At 44.2% G+C, this 21,474-nt stretch carries 18 protein-coding genes; 4 read left to right on the top strand and 14 right to left on the bottom strand.

The genetic code is table 11. The features are described 5' to 3' along the window. Window positions 1-6: 6 nt before the first annotated feature. From JGK22_RS18870 to JGK22_RS18815, 12 genes are all read right to left on the bottom strand, one after another. Window positions 7-1,167: a histidine phosphatase family protein gene (locus JGK22_RS18870; RefSeq protein WP_293207069.1), complete on the bottom strand. Its 1,161-nt coding sequence runs from the start codon at window positions 1,165-1,167 to the stop codon at window positions 7-9. 63 nt (window positions 1,168-1,230) lie between these two features. Beyond that, window positions 1,231-3,036, bottom strand: coding sequence for an iron uptake porin (locus JGK22_RS18865; RefSeq protein ID WP_293207067.1), 1,806 nt, complete (start codon window positions 3,034-3,036; stop codon window positions 1,231-1,233). A 189-nt stretch (window positions 3,037-3,225) separates the two neighbouring features. Beyond that, on the bottom strand, window positions 3,226-5,076 hold the full coding sequence (locus JGK22_RS18860; RefSeq protein ID WP_293207065.1) for an ABC transporter ATP-binding protein: 1,851 nt from the start codon (window positions 5,074-5,076) through the stop codon (window positions 3,226-3,228). Window positions 5,077-5,328: 252 nt separating this feature from the next. Next, window positions 5,329-6,387 (bottom strand): glycosyltransferase, encoded by a 1,059-nt coding sequence (locus JGK22_RS18855; protein WP_293207063.1) that lies wholly within the window; start codon window positions 6,385-6,387, stop codon window positions 5,329-5,331. Window positions 6,388-6,489: 102 nt separating this feature from the next. Continuing rightward, window positions 6,490-7,722 carry a glycosyltransferase gene (locus tag JGK22_RS18850; RefSeq protein ID WP_293207061.1) on the bottom strand — a complete coding sequence of 411 codons (1,233 nt, stop codon included), beginning with the start codon at window positions 7,720-7,722 and terminating at the stop codon, window positions 6,490-6,492. A 161-nt stretch (window positions 7,723-7,883) separates the two neighbouring features. Further along, window positions 7,884-9,071 carry a glycosyltransferase gene (locus JGK22_RS18845; protein WP_293207058.1) on the bottom strand — a complete coding sequence of 396 codons (1,188 nt, stop codon included), beginning with the start codon at window positions 9,069-9,071 and terminating at the stop codon, window positions 7,884-7,886. Next, window positions 9,071-10,366, bottom strand: a complete 1,296-nt coding sequence (locus tag JGK22_RS18840) for a glycosyltransferase (protein WP_293207056.1) — start codon at window positions 10,364-10,366, stop codon at window positions 9,071-9,073. Before JGK22_RS18840 ends, JGK22_RS18845 begins: the two co-directional genes overlap by 1 nt. Before the next feature lie 108 nt (window positions 10,367-10,474). Beyond that, window positions 10,475-11,659, bottom strand: coding sequence for a glycosyltransferase (locus JGK22_RS18835; protein ID WP_293207054.1), 1,185 nt, complete (start codon window positions 11,657-11,659; stop codon window positions 10,475-10,477). Between the two features lie 143 nt (window positions 11,660-11,802). After that, on the bottom strand, window positions 11,803-13,236 hold the full coding sequence (locus JGK22_RS18830) for a UDP-glucose/GDP-mannose dehydrogenase family protein (protein WP_293207051.1): 1,434 nt from the start codon (window positions 13,234-13,236) through the stop codon (window positions 11,803-11,805). Window positions 13,237-13,767: 531 nt separating this feature from the next. Next, a complete protein-coding gene (locus tag JGK22_RS18825) occupies window positions 13,768-14,151 on the bottom strand; it encodes a response regulator transcription factor (RefSeq protein WP_293207048.1) in 384 nt (127 codons plus the stop codon). A gap of 89 nt (window positions 14,152-14,240) precedes the next feature. Further along, window positions 14,241-14,909 carry a response regulator transcription factor gene (locus JGK22_RS18820; RefSeq protein ID WP_293207045.1) on the bottom strand — a complete coding sequence of 223 codons (669 nt, stop codon included), beginning with the start codon at window positions 14,907-14,909 and terminating at the stop codon, window positions 14,241-14,243. 74 nt (window positions 14,910-14,983) lie between these two features. After that, entirely contained in the window at window positions 14,984-16,507 is a 1,524-nt protein-coding gene (locus tag JGK22_RS18815; protein WP_293207042.1) for an ATP-binding protein, read from the bottom strand. A gap of 722 nt (window positions 16,508-17,229) precedes the next feature. On the opposite strand from JGK22_RS18815, the gene JGK22_RS18810 reads away from it, so the two are divergent. The 3 genes from JGK22_RS18810 (at window position 17,230) to JGK22_RS18800 (ending at window position 18,242) form a co-directional block, all read left to right on the top strand. Next, entirely contained in the window at window positions 17,230-17,526 is a 297-nt protein-coding gene (locus JGK22_RS18810) for a hypothetical protein (protein WP_293207039.1), read from the top strand. A gap of 93 nt (window positions 17,527-17,619) precedes the next feature. Then, complete coding sequence (locus JGK22_RS18805; protein ID WP_293207036.1) at window positions 17,620-17,880, top strand: DUF433 domain-containing protein; 261 nt, start codon at window positions 17,620-17,622, stop codon at window positions 17,878-17,880. After that, complete coding sequence (locus JGK22_RS18800; protein ID WP_293207033.1) at window positions 17,877-18,242, top strand: DUF5615 family PIN-like protein; 366 nt, start codon at window positions 17,877-17,879, stop codon at window positions 18,240-18,242. Before JGK22_RS18805 ends, JGK22_RS18800 begins: the two co-directional genes overlap by 4 nt. Window positions 18,243-18,253: 11 nt before the next feature. Here the strand turns inward: JGK22_RS18800 and JGK22_RS18795 are convergent, their stop codons facing one another. Next, window positions 18,254-18,775, bottom strand: coding sequence for a GNAT family N-acetyltransferase (locus JGK22_RS18795; protein WP_293207031.1), 522 nt, complete (start codon window positions 18,773-18,775; stop codon window positions 18,254-18,256). 230 nt (window positions 18,776-19,005) lie between these two features. Beyond that, the gene (gene bchB, locus JGK22_RS18790; protein ID WP_293207029.1) at window positions 19,006-20,529 is read right to left on the bottom strand and encodes a ferredoxin:protochlorophyllide reductase (ATP-dependent) subunit B; all 1,524 of its coding nucleotides are present in this window, start codon (window positions 20,527-20,529) and stop codon (window positions 19,006-19,008) included. A gap of 590 nt (window positions 20,530-21,119) precedes the next feature. Between bchB and JGK22_RS18785 the strand changes: the two genes are divergently transcribed. Then, window positions 21,120-21,407: a hypothetical protein gene (locus JGK22_RS18785; RefSeq protein ID WP_293313392.1), complete on the top strand. Its 288-nt coding sequence runs from the start codon at window positions 21,120-21,122 to the stop codon at window positions 21,405-21,407. Window positions 21,408-21,474: the final 67 nt, after the last annotated feature.

The raw sequence follows: 21,474 nt of genomic DNA, 5'->3' as shown, positions 1-21,474 counted from the left end.
GGATCTCTAACTAATTTGACCGGAGAGATTCATCGCTTGCAATACAGGATATTTCGCGGAAGCAGGATAGTGTAAAATGTTGATAGTTCCGGGTTGAACCTTGAGAGATTCCTGTTGAATTGGCAAGCCTAAAACTTGATTTAATGCTCCCTGAATTTCGCCAATTTCGGCAACAACTAATCCGGTACAAAGAGAGGAAGTTTCGCGCGATCGCCCAGAAATTGTCTGATGCCAAGTCTGCATGAATTTTTCGGTTGAGATGGATAACTGCACTGTGGGCTGGGAACACGATCGAATTAGTTTTTCTGCCATTTGTGCGGAATTGGCTCCCTCACTGTTAAGGCAAAAATTGAGAGGGCTTTTCTCGATAATTCTGGCAATACTGTCGATATAAACGTCTTTTTCACTGTCTGCGGGTACTAGCAACAAACGCAGTCCTTGTTTGCCTTCTTTCAGTTTAGGTAAAATTTCTCCTAAATGATTTGTCAAATTCATCGCTTCTAATTCAGCCTGATATTCTGCACCAACAAAACTCAGAATGCTAATCCCACAATTAGACTGCTGTAGGGTATGAAAGTCTTGACATTTCATCCCGATCGCGGTACTGATTAATGCTTTGATTGTCCCGCCGTGAGTGACAATTAAGATTGTTTTACCAGCATATTTTGGCAGAATATCAGCCCAAAAATTTTGAGCTTGGCGGTAGAGATTTTGGACTGGAAAATTTTGTGGTTTGACTAAAGTGGTAACTGAATTGCTACCGGAGGAATTATCCTCAGTTTCAGCAGACATCTGAAATTCGTGAGGGCGTTCTCTCCAACAGCGGTAATCTTCAGCAAGGTGTTCTCGAACGTATTTGAATGATAAACCATTCCAAGCGGGTAAGTCAATTTCTTTTAAGTTTTCATGGATGTGCAATTCTGGGTGACTGTCGGCTATAGTTGCGATCGCACTTAAAATCTCGCTAGTTGTCTCTCTAGCGCGCTGAAGTGGGCTGCTGTAAACAAAATCTATGGGAATGGTGCTTAAAGAAAGTCCTGTTTGATAGGCGGTTAAACGACCTTTTTCAGTTAGGAAAGAATCGTCGCAGCAGCCTTGATAAAGTCCTTGCTGATTATAAATACTTTGACCGTGACGGACGAGGATAACGCGAGTTGTATTGTTCATGATTGTAATGAAGGAAGAAGGAAGAAGGAATAAGGAAGTTTTTTACTTTTTTATTGGTTATTCTCAAAAACTAAAAGTTGTGCGTAAAGTACCGATGTAAATTGGATCATTATTGCTGTTATGTTCTGGATTAGTTATCGCCAACAAACCCAAAGTTACTGCTAGATTATCTGTTAATTGCCTCCGATAAAATGCTTCTAAATGCAGTGATGTGTCCGAGTCGATATATTCTCGATCGTCTTCGATAAAATCGCTGTTTATTACTTTAGGTTGTTGGCCTATAACTATGCCTCCTACACTGTCTTCTGAACCCAAATTGGGGAAGGCTAAAGTTACCGCCCAGTTAAACATACTAGCTTGAGGTCGATCGCGCAAATCAAGGGCCTGGGCGCGGGTATATCCCACCCAACCTCCGGCTGTGACTTGGCGACTGAGTTTGACAGTGGATTGAATGCCGAAGGAATTGGCTGCAATTGCATCGCTTTCGCCGTCAAAAGGATCATTTGCCCGATCGCTCCCTGTTCCCGTATCCAGGCTATTATAAGAACGGACGTAGGTTAAACCAACTCCGATATTATTAGTTGGACGGAGAGTTAATTGGGCGATCGCACCATAAGCTGCTTTCCCGAAACCAATTGCCGGATCATTTACTTTATCAGCCACAAATCCGACATCTAAACTAACATTTTTACTAACAGCATAACTCACTCCAACACCGCTACCTTCGCCGTGACGATAGATCGGATTTCGCTGTCCAAAACGGGATACCGCACCCCGACTGCTGCCGCTTAAATTAGGATTAAGAGTATCAGTATAGTCGTTGAGACTGCCGCCGACAGCTTCCACATAAACTACGGCTTGATTGTTGATGGGAAACCGATATTCTAATCGACTGAGTTCAAATTGATTTTTGCTTTCGCCTTGAAAACTCAAATTAGCCATGTCTGTTCCCGCAGCGTCGCTAACTTTAGGAATGTTGTTAGCTTGCAGTCTCGTTCTGAGTCGATCTTTCCCCGTAAAACTCGTGTCAAAATTCAATCTGACTCGATAGCCAAAAGTAAGATTACTATCAACATCACCTTCACCATCTGCCTTTTCATTTCCCTCAACTCCAATAACTCCTAACAGCGCCTCTCCTTCCAATTTGGTAGTAGTTGAAAATTGCTGCACGGCATCTAAACGTTGTGACAAAGTTTCGATTCTACCCCGCAAACTTGCCAACTCTCCCTGGAATTCTGTTTGCAGTTTACTCAGAATTTCCAAGTCTTCGCGGGTGATTAAATTAGCAGTATTAGTCCCAATTTGCTGATTTAGGCGATCGAGGGCTGCATTCAAAGCTGCGGCAAATTCGTAGCGGGTTAAAGCACGATTGCCACGAAAAGTGCGATCGGGATATCCGACAATTAACCCGTAACGTTCTACCAAAGATTGAAGGGCTTGAAATGCCCAATCCGTAGGTTTAACATCGGATAATTCGGAGACGGAGGTAATGTTTGCTAAAGATTCATCCTTTCGTGTTTCCTTCATTTCTGAGTCCACGAAGGTGGACTTTGTTTGTGTAGATGCGGTTTCAACCGCCGATTCTATTTGTGCGGTTTCAACCGCCGATTCTATTTGTGTAGATGGGTTTTCAACCGATGATTCTATTGGTGTAGATGGGTTTTCAACCGATGATTCTATTTGTGCAGTTTCAACCGATGATTCTATTTGTGCAGTTTCAACCACCGACTCCGATCTAACTTGATTGAGAGAAATTTGACTATTAGTGATAGAAGATAAATCGCCATCTATCTCAGCCAACTCGCTGGCATAAACCGGAGTAGCTGTCGTCAAAGCAATTAGAATAACTACGGAAAATTGAGAAACCATGAGTAAAATAAAAACGGCAATAATTCAAGATAGAAAATTCACATTTACCGAAAATAATTGGTTGAAAGCCTCTCCCTTTGAGGGAGACATAAAAACCAGACTATTCATTACTCCAATCCTCTTCCTTTTAGGTAGAAGTTGCTCTCAAACTGTCAACTGTCAACTGTCAACTGTCAACTGTTGAACGCATTAACGGGAAATAGCAAAGGAATCCGCTTCATCCGGCAAATTATTGCCGGCAGATTGTACAGCATACATTGCTGCGTATTTGTCGCCCAAACGTAGCAGTTCAGAATGAGCACCCTGTTCCAAAACTTTGCCACCTTCAATATACAGAATTGTGTCAGCTTGTTCGGCTGCTTTCAAATTGTGAGTAATCCAAAAAGTCGTGCAATTCTGAGTCAATCTTTCCAAGGCTTCGCTAACCTCACGTTCGTTTTCTTGGTCTAAACCAGTTGTCGGTTCGTCTAAAATGACGATCGGAGATTGACGCACAGCCGCACGAGCGATCGCAATTCGCTGCCTTTGTCCCCCCGAAAGCGTCGATCCTCGTTCTCCTAAAATAGTATCGTAGCCGAGAGGTAATGCTTCGATAAAATCGTGAGCATTAGCCAAACGGGAGGCCGCTTCAATTTCAGCATCAGTTGCATTCAAACATCCGTAAGCAATATTATCCTTGACGCTGACAGCAAACAAAACACTCTCTTGTAACACGATACTAATCTGTTGTCGCAACGAATCAACTTTGTATTCGCGCAAGTCATGTCCATCAATTAAAATGCCTCCTTCCACAGGATCGTAAAGCCGAAGTAACAGACTGACTAAACTCGATTTGCCACCGCCAGAAGGCCCGACTAAAGCAACTTGCTGACCTGCTTTTATTTGAAAACTCATGTTTTGCAAAATCACTTTTTCCGCATCATAAGCAAACATTACATTTTTAAATTCAACTCCACCTCGGAAACGTGGTGCTGTCACTGTACCCCGCAAATCGCGAATTTCGGGTACCGTATCAAGGAGGTCGATAATCCGTTCTCCCGAAGCCGTGGCTTTAGAAATTTGGGCGGTATATTTTGCCAACTGCCGCATCGGTTTAAATGCTGTTTTGAGGTAATTAATGAATACCAATAATTCCCCAGGTGAAACCATTTTATCCAGCACTAATTGCACGCCACGCCATAAAATTATAGCTGTTGCAACTGCAACCAACATCTCTACAGTTCGCTCCAATCCCGCTGCTAGTTTTTGCGATTCTGCTCCTTCATGTAAGCTTTTTTGGTTGTCTTTATTAAAGGAACTTTCTAACATTCCTTGGAGCGAAAGAGCTTGCACTACTTTAATGGCACTCATTGCTTCGGCGGCGGTGGCGGCCATCGCTCCTTCGCGCTTGCGCTGCTTGCGAGCTACTTTTTGAATCTGCTTGGAAAGGTGAGCGGAAACGAGGATAAATAGCGGAAAAACTGCGATCGCAATTATCGCCAATTCCCAATTCATCCACAGCATCACCCCCAGCATTCCCGTGAGTGTAAAAATATTGGTAAATAGTGGCAGTGCTGCGGTGACAGTAGCTTCACGAATGCGCTCTACATCGTAGGTAACGCGGGTAATTAAATCCCCACTTTTAGCTTTACTATGAAATGACAAAGAAAGCCGTTGCAAGTGACTGTAAAGAGTCCCCCGAATTTCGGTCATGATGTGAGTAGCAGCTAAAGCCATGCCGATCGTACTAATATAAGCGCAAGCGGCCCGCAAAGCTGCGATCGCCACAATTGCCACAGCGATGACTGTTAACAACTCAATGGTGCTGAGATTTCTAATAATTGGAAATGTTTGAGAAGCGGTTTCAAATCCCGACAGCAGAATGTAGTCAAAGATTATTTTCAGAGGCCAAGGTTCTAGCAAACGAAAGGCCGTTTCAGCGATTAGTGCTAAAAATGAAATTAAAAGCAAAACCTTTTGATGGCGAATCTGTGGCCAGAACTTTTGGATAATTCGTCCCAGTCCGGGTATAGTTTCTTTAACACTTTTAGTTTCCGGCATTTTAGAGTCCTTGAAATGATGAATTGTGCAATTTTATCTCCCTTTTGATAGATGCTGAAAAAACTAGATTGGTTGGGTAGTTCGCTTATCCGACAGTCCGCCAGGGAATGAATTCCCTGGCTCATAGCTAAAGTCCTCTGAAGAGGACTAATGAGTTGAAAATTATTCTTCTCAGTCCTCTTTAGAGGACTTTCGCTTTGAGGCAGGGGTTTAAACCCCTGGCGGACTACTGGAGAGCAAATTTGACTATTCTTACAAAACAGAAGATGCTGCTTCCAAAACCTGCGATCGCTCCGGTTGTAATACCTTAACTTCCACTTTACGATCGCCCGTTCGATCGAACCGAGAAGTAATATAACGGTTGATTGTGCGATCGACTGAAATAAACATTTTTTCCAACAGCGGATTGCGATTTCCGAAGGCAATTTTGCGTACAAAAGGTCGAACAATCGCCTGATGGCGGCGCTGTCCCAATCTGCTGTAGCGCTTTTTGAAATACTTGTCTTCAGTCAGATTCCATTTAGTGCGGAAATGTTCCAAACTTGCCACTTCCCAAGCATCGCTCCAGCGTAGCATGAAAAAGGAAAAATCAGACCATTGCAGCGGACCAGGAACGTAAGTAACTACCGAGTCAGTTTCGCAATAAATAGTGCCGCCCGCATTCGTCACACTCATGCAGAAATCAATGTGTTCGCGCGTGCTCAGCAACGCTTCATCTAGTTTGCCGATGCGAGTAAATATTTCGGTGCGGACTAACATACAGTGAAATTCGGCAAATTCGCACTGGCTTCTGTGGAGTTGTTCGCGCACTTCAGCCACCGGACGATTGACGAAATGATGTTTTTCATGTACCTTCCGCTTGACTTTAGTTTTGCCCGGTTTTTGTTCCAAGACAATCCGCGCTTCTCCTCCCGCTAAATGGATGGTTTCATGCAGTGGATTGCCGATGCAGGTGAGGGGACAAACGACAGAGGCTTTGGTTTCGGTGGCACATTCCAAAAGGCGATCGAGCCAGCCGGGAGTGACAACAACGTCGTTGTCAATGAACAGCACGTATTCAGTTTCAACTCGATCTAAAGCGAGATTTCTAGCTTCATTGGGCGCTAAATAAGTTTCTGTCCGCAATAGTTGAAAGCCTTTTTCTTTTGCCTGTAATTCCAAATATTGCTGTATCATTGATGGTGAGTTGCCATCAACATATATTAGGGAAAACGGCGTTTCTGTATGTTCGTACAGACTTTCTAAAGACTCGCGAGAGTAACTAAAACGTTCGCGGGGTGAGACAACGATCGTAACTTTTGGTGATATCACAGTGGTAACTCCTATTCTTCAGTCCGCGCAGGCGGACTTCGTTTGTGTAGTAGCGATTTCAATCGCCGAGTAATCAAAGCAAAAACAAACTCAGATTTGCCATTAAATGCTGTTAGTAAGAGCAAACTTTGGGCTGATACTATTAGTGGCGATAATTGGCTTGGATGACTCTAAAACTTCCTGATAAACGGTTTGCCAATTAGCTTGTTCGACAGCGGGATTTAGGTGTTCGATCGCCTTTTTTCTAGCAACTAAGCCGAGTTTTTGTCGCAGTTCGGGTTTGAGGGCAAGTTGTCGCAAAGCAACTGCTAATTCTGCTGCTGAACCTGGATTGACTAACAGTGCATCCACCTCGTTTTCCAGAATGTCGCCGATCGCATCTACCTTTGTACCCACGATCGCCTTTCCTGCTAACATTGCCTCTAACATGGCGTTGGGACAGCCATCGTGCAGGGAAGGAATGGCAAAAATATCGATAATTGGCAGGTAAGCAAGGGCCGTTTCTCGGCTGACAAGTCCAGTGATAATCAGCTGATCGCCCAATCCGCTGTTTTGCACTTCTTGCTGCCAGTAATCCCGTTCGCGATCGGCAAAATCCCCGATTAAAAGCAGCGTTAAATCAACGTCGGCGCTGATTTTGCCGCAAGCTTCCATCAAATATTCGATGCCCTTCTTGTCGCGAAAACGACCAACTGAGCCGATGACAGTGCCCCGCAATTCACCGGGCACAACAGGAGCCGACAGTTGGGTAAAGTCGATCGCACCGATCGAATTCCAAAACGCCGAAGATTTGTGCTGAATGCTGGGGGCTAAAATGCGGCCTCTCGTTTGCAAATCGCGGCTAACAAACGTTACCCAATCCGAATTTTCTAAGATCCAAACAGTTTGGCCATGCTGTTTGGCATTGAAAATATGTTTGTGCAAATCGCTACCCCGAATGCTGTTGATAACCGGCACATTTTGTTCGCGGGCTAGCAAAGTAGTAATAAAACCAGTTTCATTGATAAAAAAAGCATGAAACAGATTGTAATTGTATTTTTGATGCAAGTTTTTTAATTGAGAATAAATCTCGCTCAAAAAATCCTGCATAATCGGCTCACTCGATCGCACAGGCGGATACAAACGGTGTACCAAAACACCATCTCGATCGACAGTTTCGATCCTCGCCCGCTGGGGTTCACCGGCCACAAACTTCCGCTGTTTGGAATGAAAAACAGCAACGTGAACTTCGTATCCCGCATCCAACATCATGTGAGCAATTCGGTGTACCGACTCTCCCACTCCACCCACTTCTGGCGGATATTCCAAACTTGCAATACAAACTTTAACTGTCATTAAATTCACTCCTCAATTTGATAATTTTTGTGCTTATGCAGGGCTTCGATCCCCCCTAGCCCCCCTTAAGAAGGGGGGGGCCGGAAGCAGTCAAAGTCCCCCTTCTTAAGGGGGATTTAGGGGGATCTAGACTTAGGTAAAAGCGAGATTTCCCAAGGATTTTATGCGGCAACAGCCGGTACTTTCAGTAAAGCTTTCAAGAAAACAGCAGTTTTATCTACTCCCTGCAAGTCAAACCTCACCGGATTTGGCGTTTCCATCAAACATTTCACAATCTTGAGAGCCAACTTTTTTGGTTCTAAATCGGCTGGATGAATCACGTTTAAAATTCCCAATTTTTCCAGCTTTTGGCTTCTGATAGTTTGTTCGAGATCGCCATTTCCAACAAATGGCAACATCATGGCTCGCACCCCAGTTGTCAAAATATTCATGGTAGTGTTGTAGCCTCCCATACTAATAGACATATCCGCTTTTTTCATGTATGTCAGCAGATTTGGTGTATATCGCTGAATGTTAATGTTGGGTTGAGTGGATACCAAAAGCTGCATTTGAGCAAACTTTGCTTCAGGAAAAAACGGCCCCGTAAATATCTGGATTTGATGGGGAACAATCTGCTGCAAAATCGGAGCTGCTTCTACTAAAGACTCTAGCAGTTCGTGTCCGAATCTACCGCCGCCGATACTCGCCAAGATTAGCGGTTTGTCGGAGTCGATCGCAGCTTTGTCCTCATCATTAAGGACTGGATTTTCCGGCGAAGACTGAACCACGTATCCCGTGTAATGGACTGGACAGTTTAAGTCGCTAATTCGGGAGAAGCTTTCCTCCAAGGGTTGAAATTGCCGATCGCCGTGAATCAATAATAGATCGAAGTATTGATTCATTAGTTTACAAATCTTTTCTTCATGCCTTTCTTGGTCTTGTTTGGTGACAACAATATCCCGCAAACTGCAAACTACTTTTGTCACTCTTCCTTTGGCTTTTACTTGTTCTAAAAGTGGAATCAGCTCAAAAGAAAACCGCCTCCTACCAAAGGGAAATAACTCGATCATCAAAATATCCGGTTGAAAAAAGTTGAAAATCTCTAAAAGTCGCTCCTTCCTAAAGTCTTGAACTTCTTCAAGACTGCGATTGTCGTCAACAACCGCAAGATTTTGAAATTCTGGATCGGTTTCGATCGCAGGCAAATTCACAACTTCAACTCCAGCAGGAATTTCAAATCCGGCAATCGCTTTTCCACCGTTGACAAAACAAATCTCGAAGTCTGCAACTAAACCGCGCACAATTTCCATACTGCGGACTAGGTGTCCGATACCTAAGATGTGCTGACAGTAAAACATGAGCTTTTTCATCAGACTTTTACCTCTACTTTTGCTGTAAATTCTATTGTTGGCTGCGGGTTTTCTACTTGAGTTGAGTTCAAGAGTCCATCGAACAATTCGCGAATTTCACCCACGTTTCGTTCCAGGGAAAACTGTTGCAAAACCCGCTGTCTTCCGGCTTTGCCAAACTGCGCCATCAATTCAGGCTGAGTTAGCAATTTTGCTAAAGCCTCGGCTAAAGCTGGCGGATTTTTTTCTGGAACCAAAAAGCCATTTTCCCCGCTTTCTACCAGTTCGCTAATGCCAGAAATATCGGTAGAAACAACCGGAATTTTCATTGCCATTGCTTCTAATAAAACATTGGGAATTCCATCGCGATCGCCATTTTCCATGACTTGACAAGGTAGCACAAATATGCTTGCTCTCTGATATACTTTGACTAGCTCATCTTGAGTCATTTTCCCGGCTAGAGAGACAACATCCGCTACATCCAAATCGGCGATTAATTGTTCGAGTTCTGCTTGCAGAGGGCCGTAACCAACGATGTCGCACTGAAATTTATAACCTTGCTGTTTCAACTGCTGGCAAGCTTGGATCAAGTAAGGAAATCCTTTTTTTTCGCAATACCTACCGACGCTCAAAATCAAGGAAATTTCAGTTTTGTGTTTGGCAAATGCTGAGGTGAAGCGGGTTAAATCGATGCCATGATAGGACAAGTAAATCGGCGTGTTGCTTTGGGAAACAGAGCGCAAATAGCGGTGATTGAATCCAGTACAGGTAAGTACAAATTCTGCACTGCTAATTCTGCGATCGAGCACTTCCGGTTCTGTCAAGTAAATATCCTTAGCGTGAGCAAAGATATTGTAAGAGAAATTGCCAAAAATCTTAGCGATTTCCGTCGTTGCTGTCGGAATGTTGGCAAAGTGTGCTTGCAGGTGAGAAAGTCCCAATTCCTGCATTTTTGCTGCCAAATATCCCGCTTGCAAAAATTCATTCCAGCGCTTCTTTTCCGGCCGCTGCAAGTGAAATTGCAGCGCTTGCCAATATTGCCTCGGACTTTGAGACAAAAGTCGCCCGTGAACTTTTAGCAAACTAATTAAATCTTGAAAGCTGAAATTCGGCAGCAGTGTCGGAATGTAAGTAACGCTAGCTTTGACTTTATCCACATCGGGATGATTTTTTTCATCCGTCGGTTTGCGGAGAGAAAACAAGTGCAAGGATACTCCTTGACGTTCTAATTCCAGAATTTCATTCAAGATGAAAGTTTCCGAAAGTTTCGGGTAAGTTTTGAGCAGGTAGCCTGCGGTTTTGCGATTTTTAGACATATATAGCAGTTGACAGTTGATAGTTGACAGTTGACAGTTAACACCGATGAAATTTATCTGCGTTTATCTGCGTTTATCCGCCTTATCTGCGGTTGCAATTCGATCGCCTTATTGAATTGTGACAATTGGCTTTGGCTTGAGTGCTGAAAAATCGAACTCAATGGAAGTTACCGGGTTAGATAACAGGTGAGAAATATAATGAGAAATTCGCGGCAGTCCACCCAAATCTAAACCGGGAGCCACAGCGCAATAAAGAGTTTTCTCTAATTTAGTTAAAAGCAAATCCATCAAATTTTCTGGAGTCACTTCGCAGGGATGAATCATTTTCAGCAAACCGAGTTTAGACATTTTTTCAGCTCGCATCAATTGCTCGCTAGCGGGTTTTATTCTGGGAATTGCGATCGTCCTTTTTCCCAAAGAAAGCACTTCCGTAATTGTGTTGTACCCGCTCATACAAACGACGACATCCGCTGCATCTATATAACTCATCAAATCGTCGGTAAAATCCAACATTTCAACTTGAGGATTTAACGCAGCTTTTTGATAAAGTTGCTCTCGATGTTCGGCGGGCATTTCCGAACCGCAAATAATTACGCTGCGAATTTTTTTTGTTGTTTGTTGCGCCACTCCTGTTAAGTAAGTGTCAACGACATGATAGCCATCTTCGCCGCCGCCCGGTGTCACCAAAACTAACTGTTCGTACTCTTGTACTTGCAATTCTTGCCGTCTGGCTTCTCGACTTTTCAACCCCGGTTCTTTGCGGATATAGCCGCAATAGCGCACCTTTTGAGCAACTGCCGGCGGAAATTGATACTCGCGACAAATATCAAATACTTCCGGCATACCGACTACCAAAATCTGGTCGTAAAACTTCTCGACTGCTTGGTAAAAACCGTGTTCTTGCCACTCACTAATTGTCTTTTCTGGTGCATCCAAAATGTCGCGCAGCAGCAGTAAAAGTTTGGTTTGCGGCAACTGTTTTTTCAAGAATTTAAGTGTTGTCACCAACTCATTTTTGATGCCGTAAGGCTTTTTATCGACTAAAATAGCATCGGGTTTAAAGTTGATTGCTGCCATCAAAATCAAGTCCGATCGCATTTTGATAGTTTCAGAAATGTCAGTCTTCAAATATTTGACTGATATTTCCCCACTTTCGCCCCGATTCAAACAGGGAATTTTGATGTAGTCAAGTCTCGGCGGCAGTCTAAAACTTTGCAGCATCGGCGAACCGGATACTACCAAAATGGAAAGTTCGGGAATAGAACTTAGTAAATGTTCGCAAATGGTCAGCATTCTACGGATGTTGCCGAGACCAAATGCGTCGTGGGAGTAAACCATCAGTCTCATAGTCAATGTGCCTCAATTTAGTCAGCAGTCATTGGTCATCAGTCATTAGTTGAAAAAGAGCGCAACTAACAGTCAACTGTTTGCTAAGCTCAAGCAAGAACAGTGCAAGAATTTTCTGAGACTGAATAATTAATTTTGGCATTAATTTTTTCTTTGGCAATTGGCACGCTGCCCGTACCAGAACGACCGATGCCAAGGTAATAAAAACCAGCTTTTTCTAGAAGGTCTGGGTCGAGAAAATTGCGACCGTCGATGACGATCGGATTGGCCATGTGGCGGGCAATTTTGCTGTAGTTTAACTTGCGAAACTCTTGCCAATCTGTCACCAATACTAAGGCATCGCAACCATCGGCAAGTTGTTCGGCATCAGCAGTTAGGGTAACTTGCGACAGGTTGGAATGCGTGCTGTCGGGGGAAATAATCGGGTCGTAGGCTTTGACTTTGGCACCCAAACGATTGAGTTGCAAAATCAAATCTAAAGCTGGTGCATCGCGCATATCGTCGGTGTCTGGTTTGAATGTTAAACCTAATAATCCGATGGTTTTGCCTTTGAGGATTTTCAGAACTTGCTGGAGTTTTTCGATCGCAATTAATCTCTGATATTCGTTAGTTCTGACGGCAGCATTGAGTAATTGAGCTTCGTAACCGTAGTCTCTGGCGGTGTGAATTAAAGCAGAAACATCTTTGGGAAAACAGGAACCTCCCCAACCGATGCCGGCTTGCAGAAATTTGTTGCCGATGCGGGAGTCGAGTCCGATTCCTTTCGCTACTTGAGTAACATCTGCACCAACTCGATCGCAAATATTTGCTACTTCATTAATGAAACTAATTTTAGTTGCCAAAAACGCATTAGCCGCGTATTTGATCGTTTCTGCCGAACTCAAATCGGTAACGACGACGGGAACGGGAGGCAAAGAAGGAGCGGCAGCAAATTTGCGTTCTATAATTGGAGTGTAGAGTTGTTGCATCAACTCGATCGCCCGTTCGCTGTTGCTACCTAAAACAATGCGATCGGGATTGAAAGTATCGGCAACTGCTGAACCTTCCCGTAAAAATTCCGGGTTGCTGACGACATCAAAACCTGCAATTGTCTGCTGGCTTTCGGCAACACCATCGAGCACGATCCCGCGCACCCAATCTCCCGAACCAATGGGAACAGTGGATTTATTTACTATTACTTTGTAGCCGCCGTTGAGATGAGTTCCGATGCCGCGGGCCACTGCTTCAACATAGCGAGTATCGCTTTCACCGGTTGGCAAAGCCGGAGTACCCACAGCAATGAACAAAATGTCGCCGTGTTCCACGCCAGCAGCTAAGTCTGTCGTGAATTCCAGCAGTCCGCTTTCCATCGCAGAGTGCATGATTTCTGTCAATCCGGGTTCAAAAATTGGAGATTTTCCCGACTGCATCAGGGCTACTTTTTCAGCATTATTGTCTATACAGATTACGTGATGTCCTATTTCTGCCAAGCAAGCTCCTGTTACCAGACCAACATATCCTGTACCGATGACACAAACGCGCATGAGGGCAATTCTCCTATGGGGTTAAGTTGAGGACAGCCTCTCGGGTAAGTTGCGATCGCCCTTGGGTGTCTTTAAGTTTTATGACGACTTTCTAAATATAATTTCCCAATTCTTTATGAAGTCTTCATGAAGCTTTGATGAGAAAACTCTCACGAAACTCCGGTGATTTACTGACAAATTGGGAATTTGGGCAGCTAATTTGGTAGCATATGTAACATAGGTACGGCCGATCGACAATGAGAAACCGCCCGATGCTTGCGAAAAAAATATTCGCACATTCGAGAAAGACAAAAAGATTAGTTCGCAGTAAGGACTCTAGTTCTTTTTTTGAGGACTGAAGTCCTCACTACAAACCCGATCGCGGGCGCGTTCGGGAATCGATCGGACATGACACAACAAAAATCTCACAAAAATCCCCCTCAGTGAGGGGGATTATGTCAAAGTTGTCTCAGTAATTACACTGAGAATTGCCTAACAAAAATTACATTGGTTAGGTTGAAAAAATTTATGAACTTTACCGAAATTTATTAATTAGGTCAGGGACAGACAAGAATTTGTTTCTTTTAAGTGCGATCGCACCCGCAAGAGCAAGTCATTGAAACTAAAAGGCTTAGTAACGCATTCGCTAGCGCCAGATTCCAATGCCGAAACCAATTCTTGTCGGTCAGTACGGGCTGTTACCACAATAATCGGCCGCTGTTCTCCTCGGTTGCGCAGTTCCCGGAGTACCGTCATACCGTCGATCGCAGGCAACCCCAAATCCAGCAATAATAGGTCAAATTCGCTCTCTGTTGCCATTGACAGAGCTTGCGGGCCATTTTCCGCTACCGCAGTAGCAAATCCTTGTTTTTTGAAGCCTTTCTCCATAAAAGCAGCGATTTTAACTTCATCTTCCGCAATCAAAATTCGGTACATAATTTTTGTATTAAATGACAAGCCACCTATAACCTTTAAATTATGACAAATTCCCATGAATAAATTGTGAAATTATTATGAGATTTTTTTCACGATCGCAGCCGATACCCCATGCCGCGAACAGTTTCAATTAGACTAGAGCCTAATTTCTTCCGCAAATAACCAACATAAACATCGACAATATTGGAACCGGGATCGTAATCGTAACCCCAAACTCGATCCAACAACTGTTCCCGACTCATCACCTGTCCGGGATGGCGAAAGAAGGTTTCTGCGAGGGTAAATTCTCGGGCGGGCAAGTCAATAGTGCGATCGTCCACTTTCACTTTTCGAGTTCGCAAATCGAGTGTTATGTTGCCAATTTTAAGTAGCATTTCCTCTGAAATGCTGCGATCTTCCCGACCGCGCAAGCGCGCGCGCAACCGCACCAACAACTCTTCAAAACGGAAAGGTTTAGTTAAATAATCGTCAGCACCGCCCTCAAATCCGGCTACTTTAGTTTGAATATCATCGCGCCCGCTCAAGATAATAATCGGCAATTCTTCTCCCTGTCCGCGCAATTCCTCAAGAATTTGCAATCCATCCTTGCCGGGGAGTCCTAAATCGAGAATCATTAAATCGAATTCGCCTTCTATAACCATTATTAAGGCATCGCGAGCATCAGCAGCAACGGCAGTCATAAAACCGTGCGATCGCAGACCTTTTTCGATAAAAGTAGCGATTCTGGGTTCGTCTTCAGCAATTAGAATTCTACTCATGAGTTGAGAGTTAAGAGTTGAGAGTTAAGAGTTGAGAGTTAAGAGTTGAGAGTTGATAGCAGTATAATTAGATGCTACTTTCTAGATTCAGATGGTTCATCGATCGGCAAAACGACAGCGAAAGTCGAGCCAGTACCTAATTGACTGTTAACATATACTTTGCCACCGTGAGCTTCTGCGATCGCCCTGACAATAGACAAACCCAAGCCAGCCCCTTCAGAACGGCGGCGGCTGTTTGCAGCCCTCGCAAACCTATCAAAAATTCGCTGTTGGTCGATCGGGGCAATACCTTCTCCAGTATCGCGCACCCAAAATCGCACGTTACTGCCGCTAACAACAGATCCGATCGCGATCGAATCCTCCGATTGAGTGTGTTGCGCCGCATTTTGAGCCAAATTCATTATAGCTTGAGTAATGCGCTGGCGATCGGCAACAATCCGACATAAGGCTATACCATCTAATTCCCAATTCCGATTTCCTAGAACCGTTGATTTAGCAAAAAGTTCCTCAGTTAGCGTGCCGATATCCACAGTTTCTAGCTGTAAAAAATCTGGATGTTCCGCCTTAGCCAGCAGCACTAAATCCTCCACAAATCGACTCATGCGATCGAGTTCGTCCATCACCAACGCTATCGTTTCTTGCTGTTCCTGGGGATCGTCGCCCATCAATTCCAAATGCCCCCGAATTATCGTAATCGGAGTGCGCAGTTCGTGTCCCGCATCGTTAATAAAATTGCGCTGGGTAGCAAAAGATTCCTCAATCCGATCCATCATTTGATTAAAAGTAGTTGCCAGTTCCGCAATTTCCCCTTTTCCTTCCACTGCAATCCGCTGAGTCAAATCCGACTCTTCGATCGTGCGAGCAGTTGCTGTTAGCACGCGCAGAGGAGCCAGCAGTTTTCCAGCAGCTATCCAAGCGAGCAAAGCAACTAAGATCATGGCAACCAAAATTACCTCAATCATAACTTGGAAAGCTTCCAGTGCTTCTTGGCGTTCCCCCGCAGTCAGGTGAGCCACAACGAATACTCCCACAGTTTTGCCTTGAATATTAATAGGTTTGGCAACGTAGAGAATGCTCCCAACCCTACTGTCTGAGACCTTGTATTCGCCGCGAATTGACTGGCTAAATTTTCCCCAACTTTTTACCAATTCCGAATCCGGCTGAAGCAGTTTTGGCAGTGCCTTGGAACTGGCTCTATAAAATTTTCCTTCTATGATAGCGATGAGAAATGTATCATCTTCAGTGATTTGCCGGGAAAGGTGAATATCCAAGAGTGCCGACAATTTTTGAGAATTCGAGTAAGTTTTAAGAGATCTGTATTTTTCTTTTAATTGTTTTTCTACGTCTCCGTTTTTAGAGTCAAATTCAGCAGCCAGCACTTCATCAAATATGATAATTTCTTCAACTAACTCCGCATTGACGCGCCCATCTACCAGCAAAAACAAGCGATGGCGAATTGCAGGAATAGAAAGGGACAGGAAGAATGCCATTAACAAAACGTACCAGAGCAGAATCCGGGTACGCGCTTCGCCAAAAAATCTGTGCCAATTGAGGTGCAAGTAGTTTTCCTGTTTCTGTGAATTGCGTTCGTTATTCATATCGGATCCGATCGATTGCCGATCGCGAACAAAGCTAACTTTTTTCAGCAGTTTTGTGATAAGTAAGCTGTTGCACATTTAAATTGTGTGTCAAGAATCAATCAAATTCTTGTGGCGTCGGCTTTGAGCAGCGCGCCGAATATGCAATTTAAAAGCAGAAAAGCTTATAGTATGGTTTCCCTCACATAGGTAAGCGCTCGGCGAATGCTCGCCAATTACCAAGGGTAGCTCATATCAAACAGAACTGCTATGTTAAGTTATCACTTCTTGCAGACCGAGTTTTCGCATTTTTTTGTCAGATCCGCAGCGCTAACCTCACAGATGGCAGCGCAAATTAGTCATACCATGTCCGGGTTGTTTACCCATTTGAGGAATCCTCAATTATTGCCAAAGTCTTTGCGATTGCTTTCACGTAGCGCTCAGAACAATAAACTGGAGTTGAGACTAAGCAAGCTTTTAAGGTCGAGCAATATGCTAAAACCGAGCACAAAAGATGGTTGTATTCCGAGTATGATGAGGAAGATACCGGATTAGTGTTTAATTCGTTTCAGCTAGAAGTTCCTCTATCTGCTATTTATAAGAAAGTGAATTTTGAGGAAGTTGAAAAAGACAATAATCAGAATGAGGTGTGAGGGCGATTACCTACGGGATAGCTTCGCTTCACGCTCCTAGTTCGTGTTAAACTGAATCTGGCGGTCGTGTTAAGCAAGGAAAAAATAGCCGTGATACCTATCCAAGCAAAAATTGTTGAAAAACTGAAAAATTTCTCGGAAATCGAACTGCAAGAAATCCTCAACTTTGCAGATTTCCTGTTATGGCAGCGGAGAAACCAGGAAGTAGTTTCGCCGCCCGATGAAACTGGCAACAGCGAACCGGCTAATATGGATGAAGAGTGCGAGGTTTATTATGTTGGTGGAGTCTTAGTCGTCAAAGCATCATCAATAAAAAATCAAGAACTGATTAATTGGGATACAATTATTCCCCATATGCGCGAAGAAAGAATCGGGAAATTTATCTAAAATGAACGTTTTATTTGATACATCCGTTCTGATAGCAGCGTTGATAGAATGTCATCCCAGTCACTCTCAAAGCTTATCTTGGATTGAAAAGACATGACTCAAAATAATTTACTGTCTCGGATCTCAATCGACTCGAATATCTGCTTTGGCAAACCCTGCATTCGCGGCCATCGCATCTGGGTTTCTCTGATTCTTGATTTTCTCGCTAGTGGCATGACTGTGGAAGAATTGCTTGAGGAATATCCGGGAATTGAACGAGAAGACGTTTTGGCTTGCATTGCTTATGGGGCTGAGTTGGCAAGAGATTGTTATGTCGAAATTCCTGTGGGTAAAAAAAAGGTAGTTTTAAAGTGAAGTTAAAACTTGATGAAAATTTGGGTAGCATCCGCGTTGTTTCGATGTTACGTTTGGCTGGCCACGATGTTGCGACTGTACGAGAACAAAATTTGAGTTCAACACCGGATGAATTATTAATTGATATCTGTCGAAGGGAAGATAGATGTTTGGTGACTTTGGATAGGGGGTTTGGCAATCGCCTCCGCTACAATCCTTCTGATTATTGTGGGATTGTGTTACTGCGTCTGCCTTCTCAAGCGAAACCGCAAGATTTGCAAGCGGCAGTAGAAATATTAATTAGCGGATTGGATGCCGCAGAAGTTGCGGGTAAATTGTGGATTATCCGAGGGGAACAGCTTTTGGAGTATCAAGCAATGTGAGGACTTGAGTCCTATCTTTGGCGTTTCCAATCCCGATACAGAATTGCTAACAGCACTACATCTTCAAACACTTCCCACTTTCGGACTCGCTGACACAGCACGCCTTCTTGAATAAACCCGTTTTTTTTCAATACATTACTTGATGCTGGGTTCCTCAACATATGGTAGGCATAAAGCCGATTGAGGTGCAGGTTTTCAAACCCGAAACAAAGTATCGAAGGGAGGATTTCGCTCATGTATCCCTGTCCCCATGACTCAACACCCAACCAAAAACTCAATTCAGCGATTGAATGTTCCCGATCGATATCTCGGATTTCGATCGCGCCCCTCACCAACTTTTCCTGCTTGCACTCGATCGCAAACGCCACAGAATGGTCATCTCGAAACTCAGCAATTTTATTAGAGATATGGTTCTCAGCTTCGCCTTCTGGATAAGGATGAGGAATCGAAATCATCGTATCAGCAACTGCGCGATCGCTGGCAAGTTTTTGAATGGCTGGCGCATCAGTTAAAGCGAGCGGGCGTAAAACCAACCGGGCGGTTTCAAGCGATATCTGAGGGAGCATCAGGGCTGTTTACCTTATCATCATCAAGAGTCATTTATAGTGCGAGCGTCCCCGCTCGCGATCGCATCATCGAGAGTGCCAGCGTCTCCACTATAGGGTGCGTGGTGACGCTCGACAGTCTCGCAATACCGAATTTTATCTGAAATTTCATAAATAAGCAAGGGCATCTACAACAGATGCCCTTATCACAATCGAAACTACGCGCCGACAGATTCCTTAGCCGCGTACAGCACCTCAACGGTAATCTTCTCAATTCCCCGATCGCGCGCAAACTTCTCAGTATTTCGCTTCACTTTACCCCGCACAAAACCAGGGATTTTATTCAATTCTGCCTGTCCATCCTTCGTCCAACCCATGTCAGAATCAGCCGAAATTCCCTTAGTAATCACTTCCTTCGTATCGTGGCCGCCGAAGATTTCCAGCAAGTGGTCTTCCATGCCCAAAGTAAAGGAATTGTAGACCAAATCTACGCATTGATTCGTGCCTTCATAACCCAAAAATGGCTTGTAGCCGATCGGGAAATTTTGCACGTGAATCGGCGCAGCAATCACACCGCACGGAATATCAAGCCTTTTACCCACGTGGCGTTCCATCTGCGTGCCGAAAATCGCCGAAGGTTCTGCTTTGGCGATCGCATCCCCGATCGCACCATGATCCTCCGTCACCAGCACTTCATCACAATACCCTTTTACCTCTTCCCGGAACCAATCAGCATCGTGTTTGCAGTAGGTTCCTGCCCACACAACGTGGATACCCATCTCGCGAGCCAAAATCTTCGTCATCGCCGCAGCGTGCGTATTATCGCCAAATACGACGGCTTTTTTGCCGGTTAAGTTTTGGCAGTCGATCGACCTTGAGAACCAAGCAGCCTGAGACACAAACCGCGTTTGTTGGTCAATAAACTCTTCATAATTAACATCCGCACCTTGAGCATTCAGAACTTCCTGAATCTTCCGAATGCAGCGCGCAGTTTCCACCACACCCATCGGCGTAATATCCACCATCGGCGTGCCGAATTCTTTTTGCAAATACTCCCCGGCTGCCATCCCCAATTCCCGATAAGGAACAAGGTTAAACCAAGCGCGCGGCAGTCTTTTTAAGTTGTGAACCGAAGCACCTTCGGGAATAACTTCGTTGACTTCGATTCCCAAATCTGCCATCAAACGCTTCAACTCGGTGCAGTCGTGCTGGTTGTGGAAACCCAGCGTAGACATACCGATAATATTCACCGATGGTTTTTCGCTTTTACCTTCCAAATCGCCTTTTTTGCGAGCTTTGTTAATGTAAAGTTGGACGATTTGATCCAAAGTCCGATCGGCAGCTTGGAGTTCGTTAAACCGATAATGGTTAACATCCGCCAGCATCACATCGCCTTTGGCATCCAATTGAGCTCGGTTAACAAAGTTTTCCAAGTCTTCTTGCAGAATGCTGGAGGTGCAAGTCGGGGTAAGTACAATTAAATCGGGGTGCTCTTCTCTGTCTTTGCGGGTGATATTGTCCACCACCCGTTCCTGCGAGCCCCGCGCCAGTACGTGTCTGTCAACCACGCTGGTAGTTACCGGAGTGAAGTCCCGTTCCCTCTCCAGCATCGATCGCATCACGTTAAAATAGTCGTCTCCAATCGGTGCGTGCATGATCGCGTGGACGTTTTTGAAGGAAGTCGCAACGCGCAGAGTGCCGATGTGGGCTGGGCCTGCGTACATCCAATAAGCCAATTTCATAGGTATTTTCCCTTATGCTGGTTGAGATTTGCCCGATCGGGCGATTACTGCTAAATTTTAAGGTTGTTTGAGATTTTCTCACCAGATGAATCCTTTAGAAATAGTAACTTTCTGAAGATTTACAGATGGGAAAAATCCTCAAACGCTTTTGCTGGTTGGGCTTTGACTCGCCATTGCCACAACTTTACCTTTGTTTTATGGCAATAATTCTTAATTTATTGTCAAGTTTCGTTAAGAAGCTGACACATCTTATCAAACTCGGGTGCTTATGGCGAACCTTGCTCAATACAGCTCTTGCATAAGTCTGCGATCGACACACAAACCGCAGATTTCAGGCAGATAAATACATATAAACGCAGATAATTTTAGGGTAGGAAAGCTTAGGAGTGGAAGAGGTCTAATTTCCTTAAGCAACAGACAAATCATACCAAATTAGGATGCTAAATGCACACTTTACACATAAAAGATACGTTAATTGACTTTTTAGGCAATACAGGCTAAACTATTAATTAATCCACTATTTCCTCGACACAGAAACTTGCAAAGATCGGGAAATATTGACGTAAAACAAATCCTTGTTGACAAAACCCATGAAACTATCCAAAATAGACTTGAGCAATGTCTTAGCAGTCGGTCACTCTAACGGCCAGCTAGGACTGTTGATCGATCGCGGGGAATGCCTCGAATTTATCGAAATTGCCGCACCCGAAGCTGCAATGCACGGCCTGCACATGGTTGATTTCATAGCCAATACAGATTCTACCGAACTCAGTGGCGGTATTGAATTAACAGAAATTGCCCCAGCCGACGAACCCATTGCTATGATGCCGGTTGATTCGGCAATGGCGGCTCTCCTGACTTTATGGTGTATAATGTAACAAACAATACATTTACTGTCATGGACTTTTATTTAGACTATATATTAGACTTGCCTGGAGTCAAGAT

The organism is Microcoleus sp. PH2017_08_TRC_O_A (genome assembly GCF_020738665.1).
GTDB lineage: Bacteria > Cyanobacteriota > Cyanobacteriia > Cyanobacteriales > Microcoleaceae > Microcoleus.
The sequence above is the reverse complement of the archived record's forward strand: the minus strand, read 5'-3'. Positions and strand labels throughout refer to the sequence as shown.

Bases quoted from the DNA above. Each gene is read 5' to 3' on its own strand.
- JGK22_RS18870 (WP_293207069.1), bottom strand. From the start codon at position 1,167: ATGAACAATACAACTCGCGTTATCCTCGTCCGTCACGGTCAAAGTATT.
- JGK22_RS18865 (WP_293207067.1), bottom strand. From the start codon at position 3,036: ATGGTTTCTCAATTTTCCGTAGTTATTCTAATTGCTTTGACGACAGCT.
- JGK22_RS18860 (WP_293207065.1), bottom strand. From the start codon at position 5,076: ATGCCGGAAACTAAAAGTGTTAAAGAAACTATACCCGGACTGGGACGA.
- JGK22_RS18850 (WP_293207061.1), bottom strand. From the start codon at position 7,722: ATGACAGTTAAAGTTTGTATTGCAAGTTTGGAATATCCGCCAGAAGTG.
- JGK22_RS18845 (WP_293207058.1), bottom strand. From the start codon at position 9,071: ATGAAAAAGCTCATGTTTTACTGTCAGCACATCTTAGGTATCGGACAC.
- JGK22_RS18840 (WP_293207056.1), bottom strand. From the start codon at position 10,366: ATGTCTAAAAATCGCAAAACCGCAGGCTACCTGCTCAAAACTTACCCG.
- JGK22_RS18835 (WP_293207054.1), bottom strand. From the start codon at position 11,659: ATGCTGACCATTTGCGAACATTTACTAAGTTCTATTCCCGAACTTTCC.
- JGK22_RS18830 (WP_293207051.1), bottom strand. From the start codon at position 13,236: ATGCGCGTTTGTGTCATCGGTACAGGATATGTTGGTCTGGTAACAGGA.
- JGK22_RS18825 (WP_293207048.1), bottom strand. From the start codon at position 14,151: ATGTACCGAATTTTGATTGCGGAAGATGAAGTTAAAATCGCTGCTTTT.
- JGK22_RS18820 (WP_293207045.1), bottom strand. From the start codon at position 14,909: ATGAGTAGAATTCTAATTGCTGAAGACGAACCCAGAATCGCTACTTTT.
- JGK22_RS18815 (WP_293207042.1), bottom strand. From the start codon at position 16,507: ATGAATAACGAACGCAATTCACAGAAACAGGAAAACTACTTGCACCTC.
- JGK22_RS18805 (WP_293207036.1), top strand. From the start codon at position 17,620: ATGACTCAAAATAATTTACTGTCTCGGATCTCAATCGACTCGAATATC.
- bchB (WP_293207029.1), bottom strand. From the start codon at position 20,529: ATGAAATTGGCTTATTGGATGTACGCAGGCCCAGCCCACATCGGCACT.
- JGK22_RS18785 (WP_293313392.1), top strand. From the start codon at position 21,120: ATGAAACTATCCAAAATAGACTTGAGCAATGTCTTAGCAGTCGGTCAC.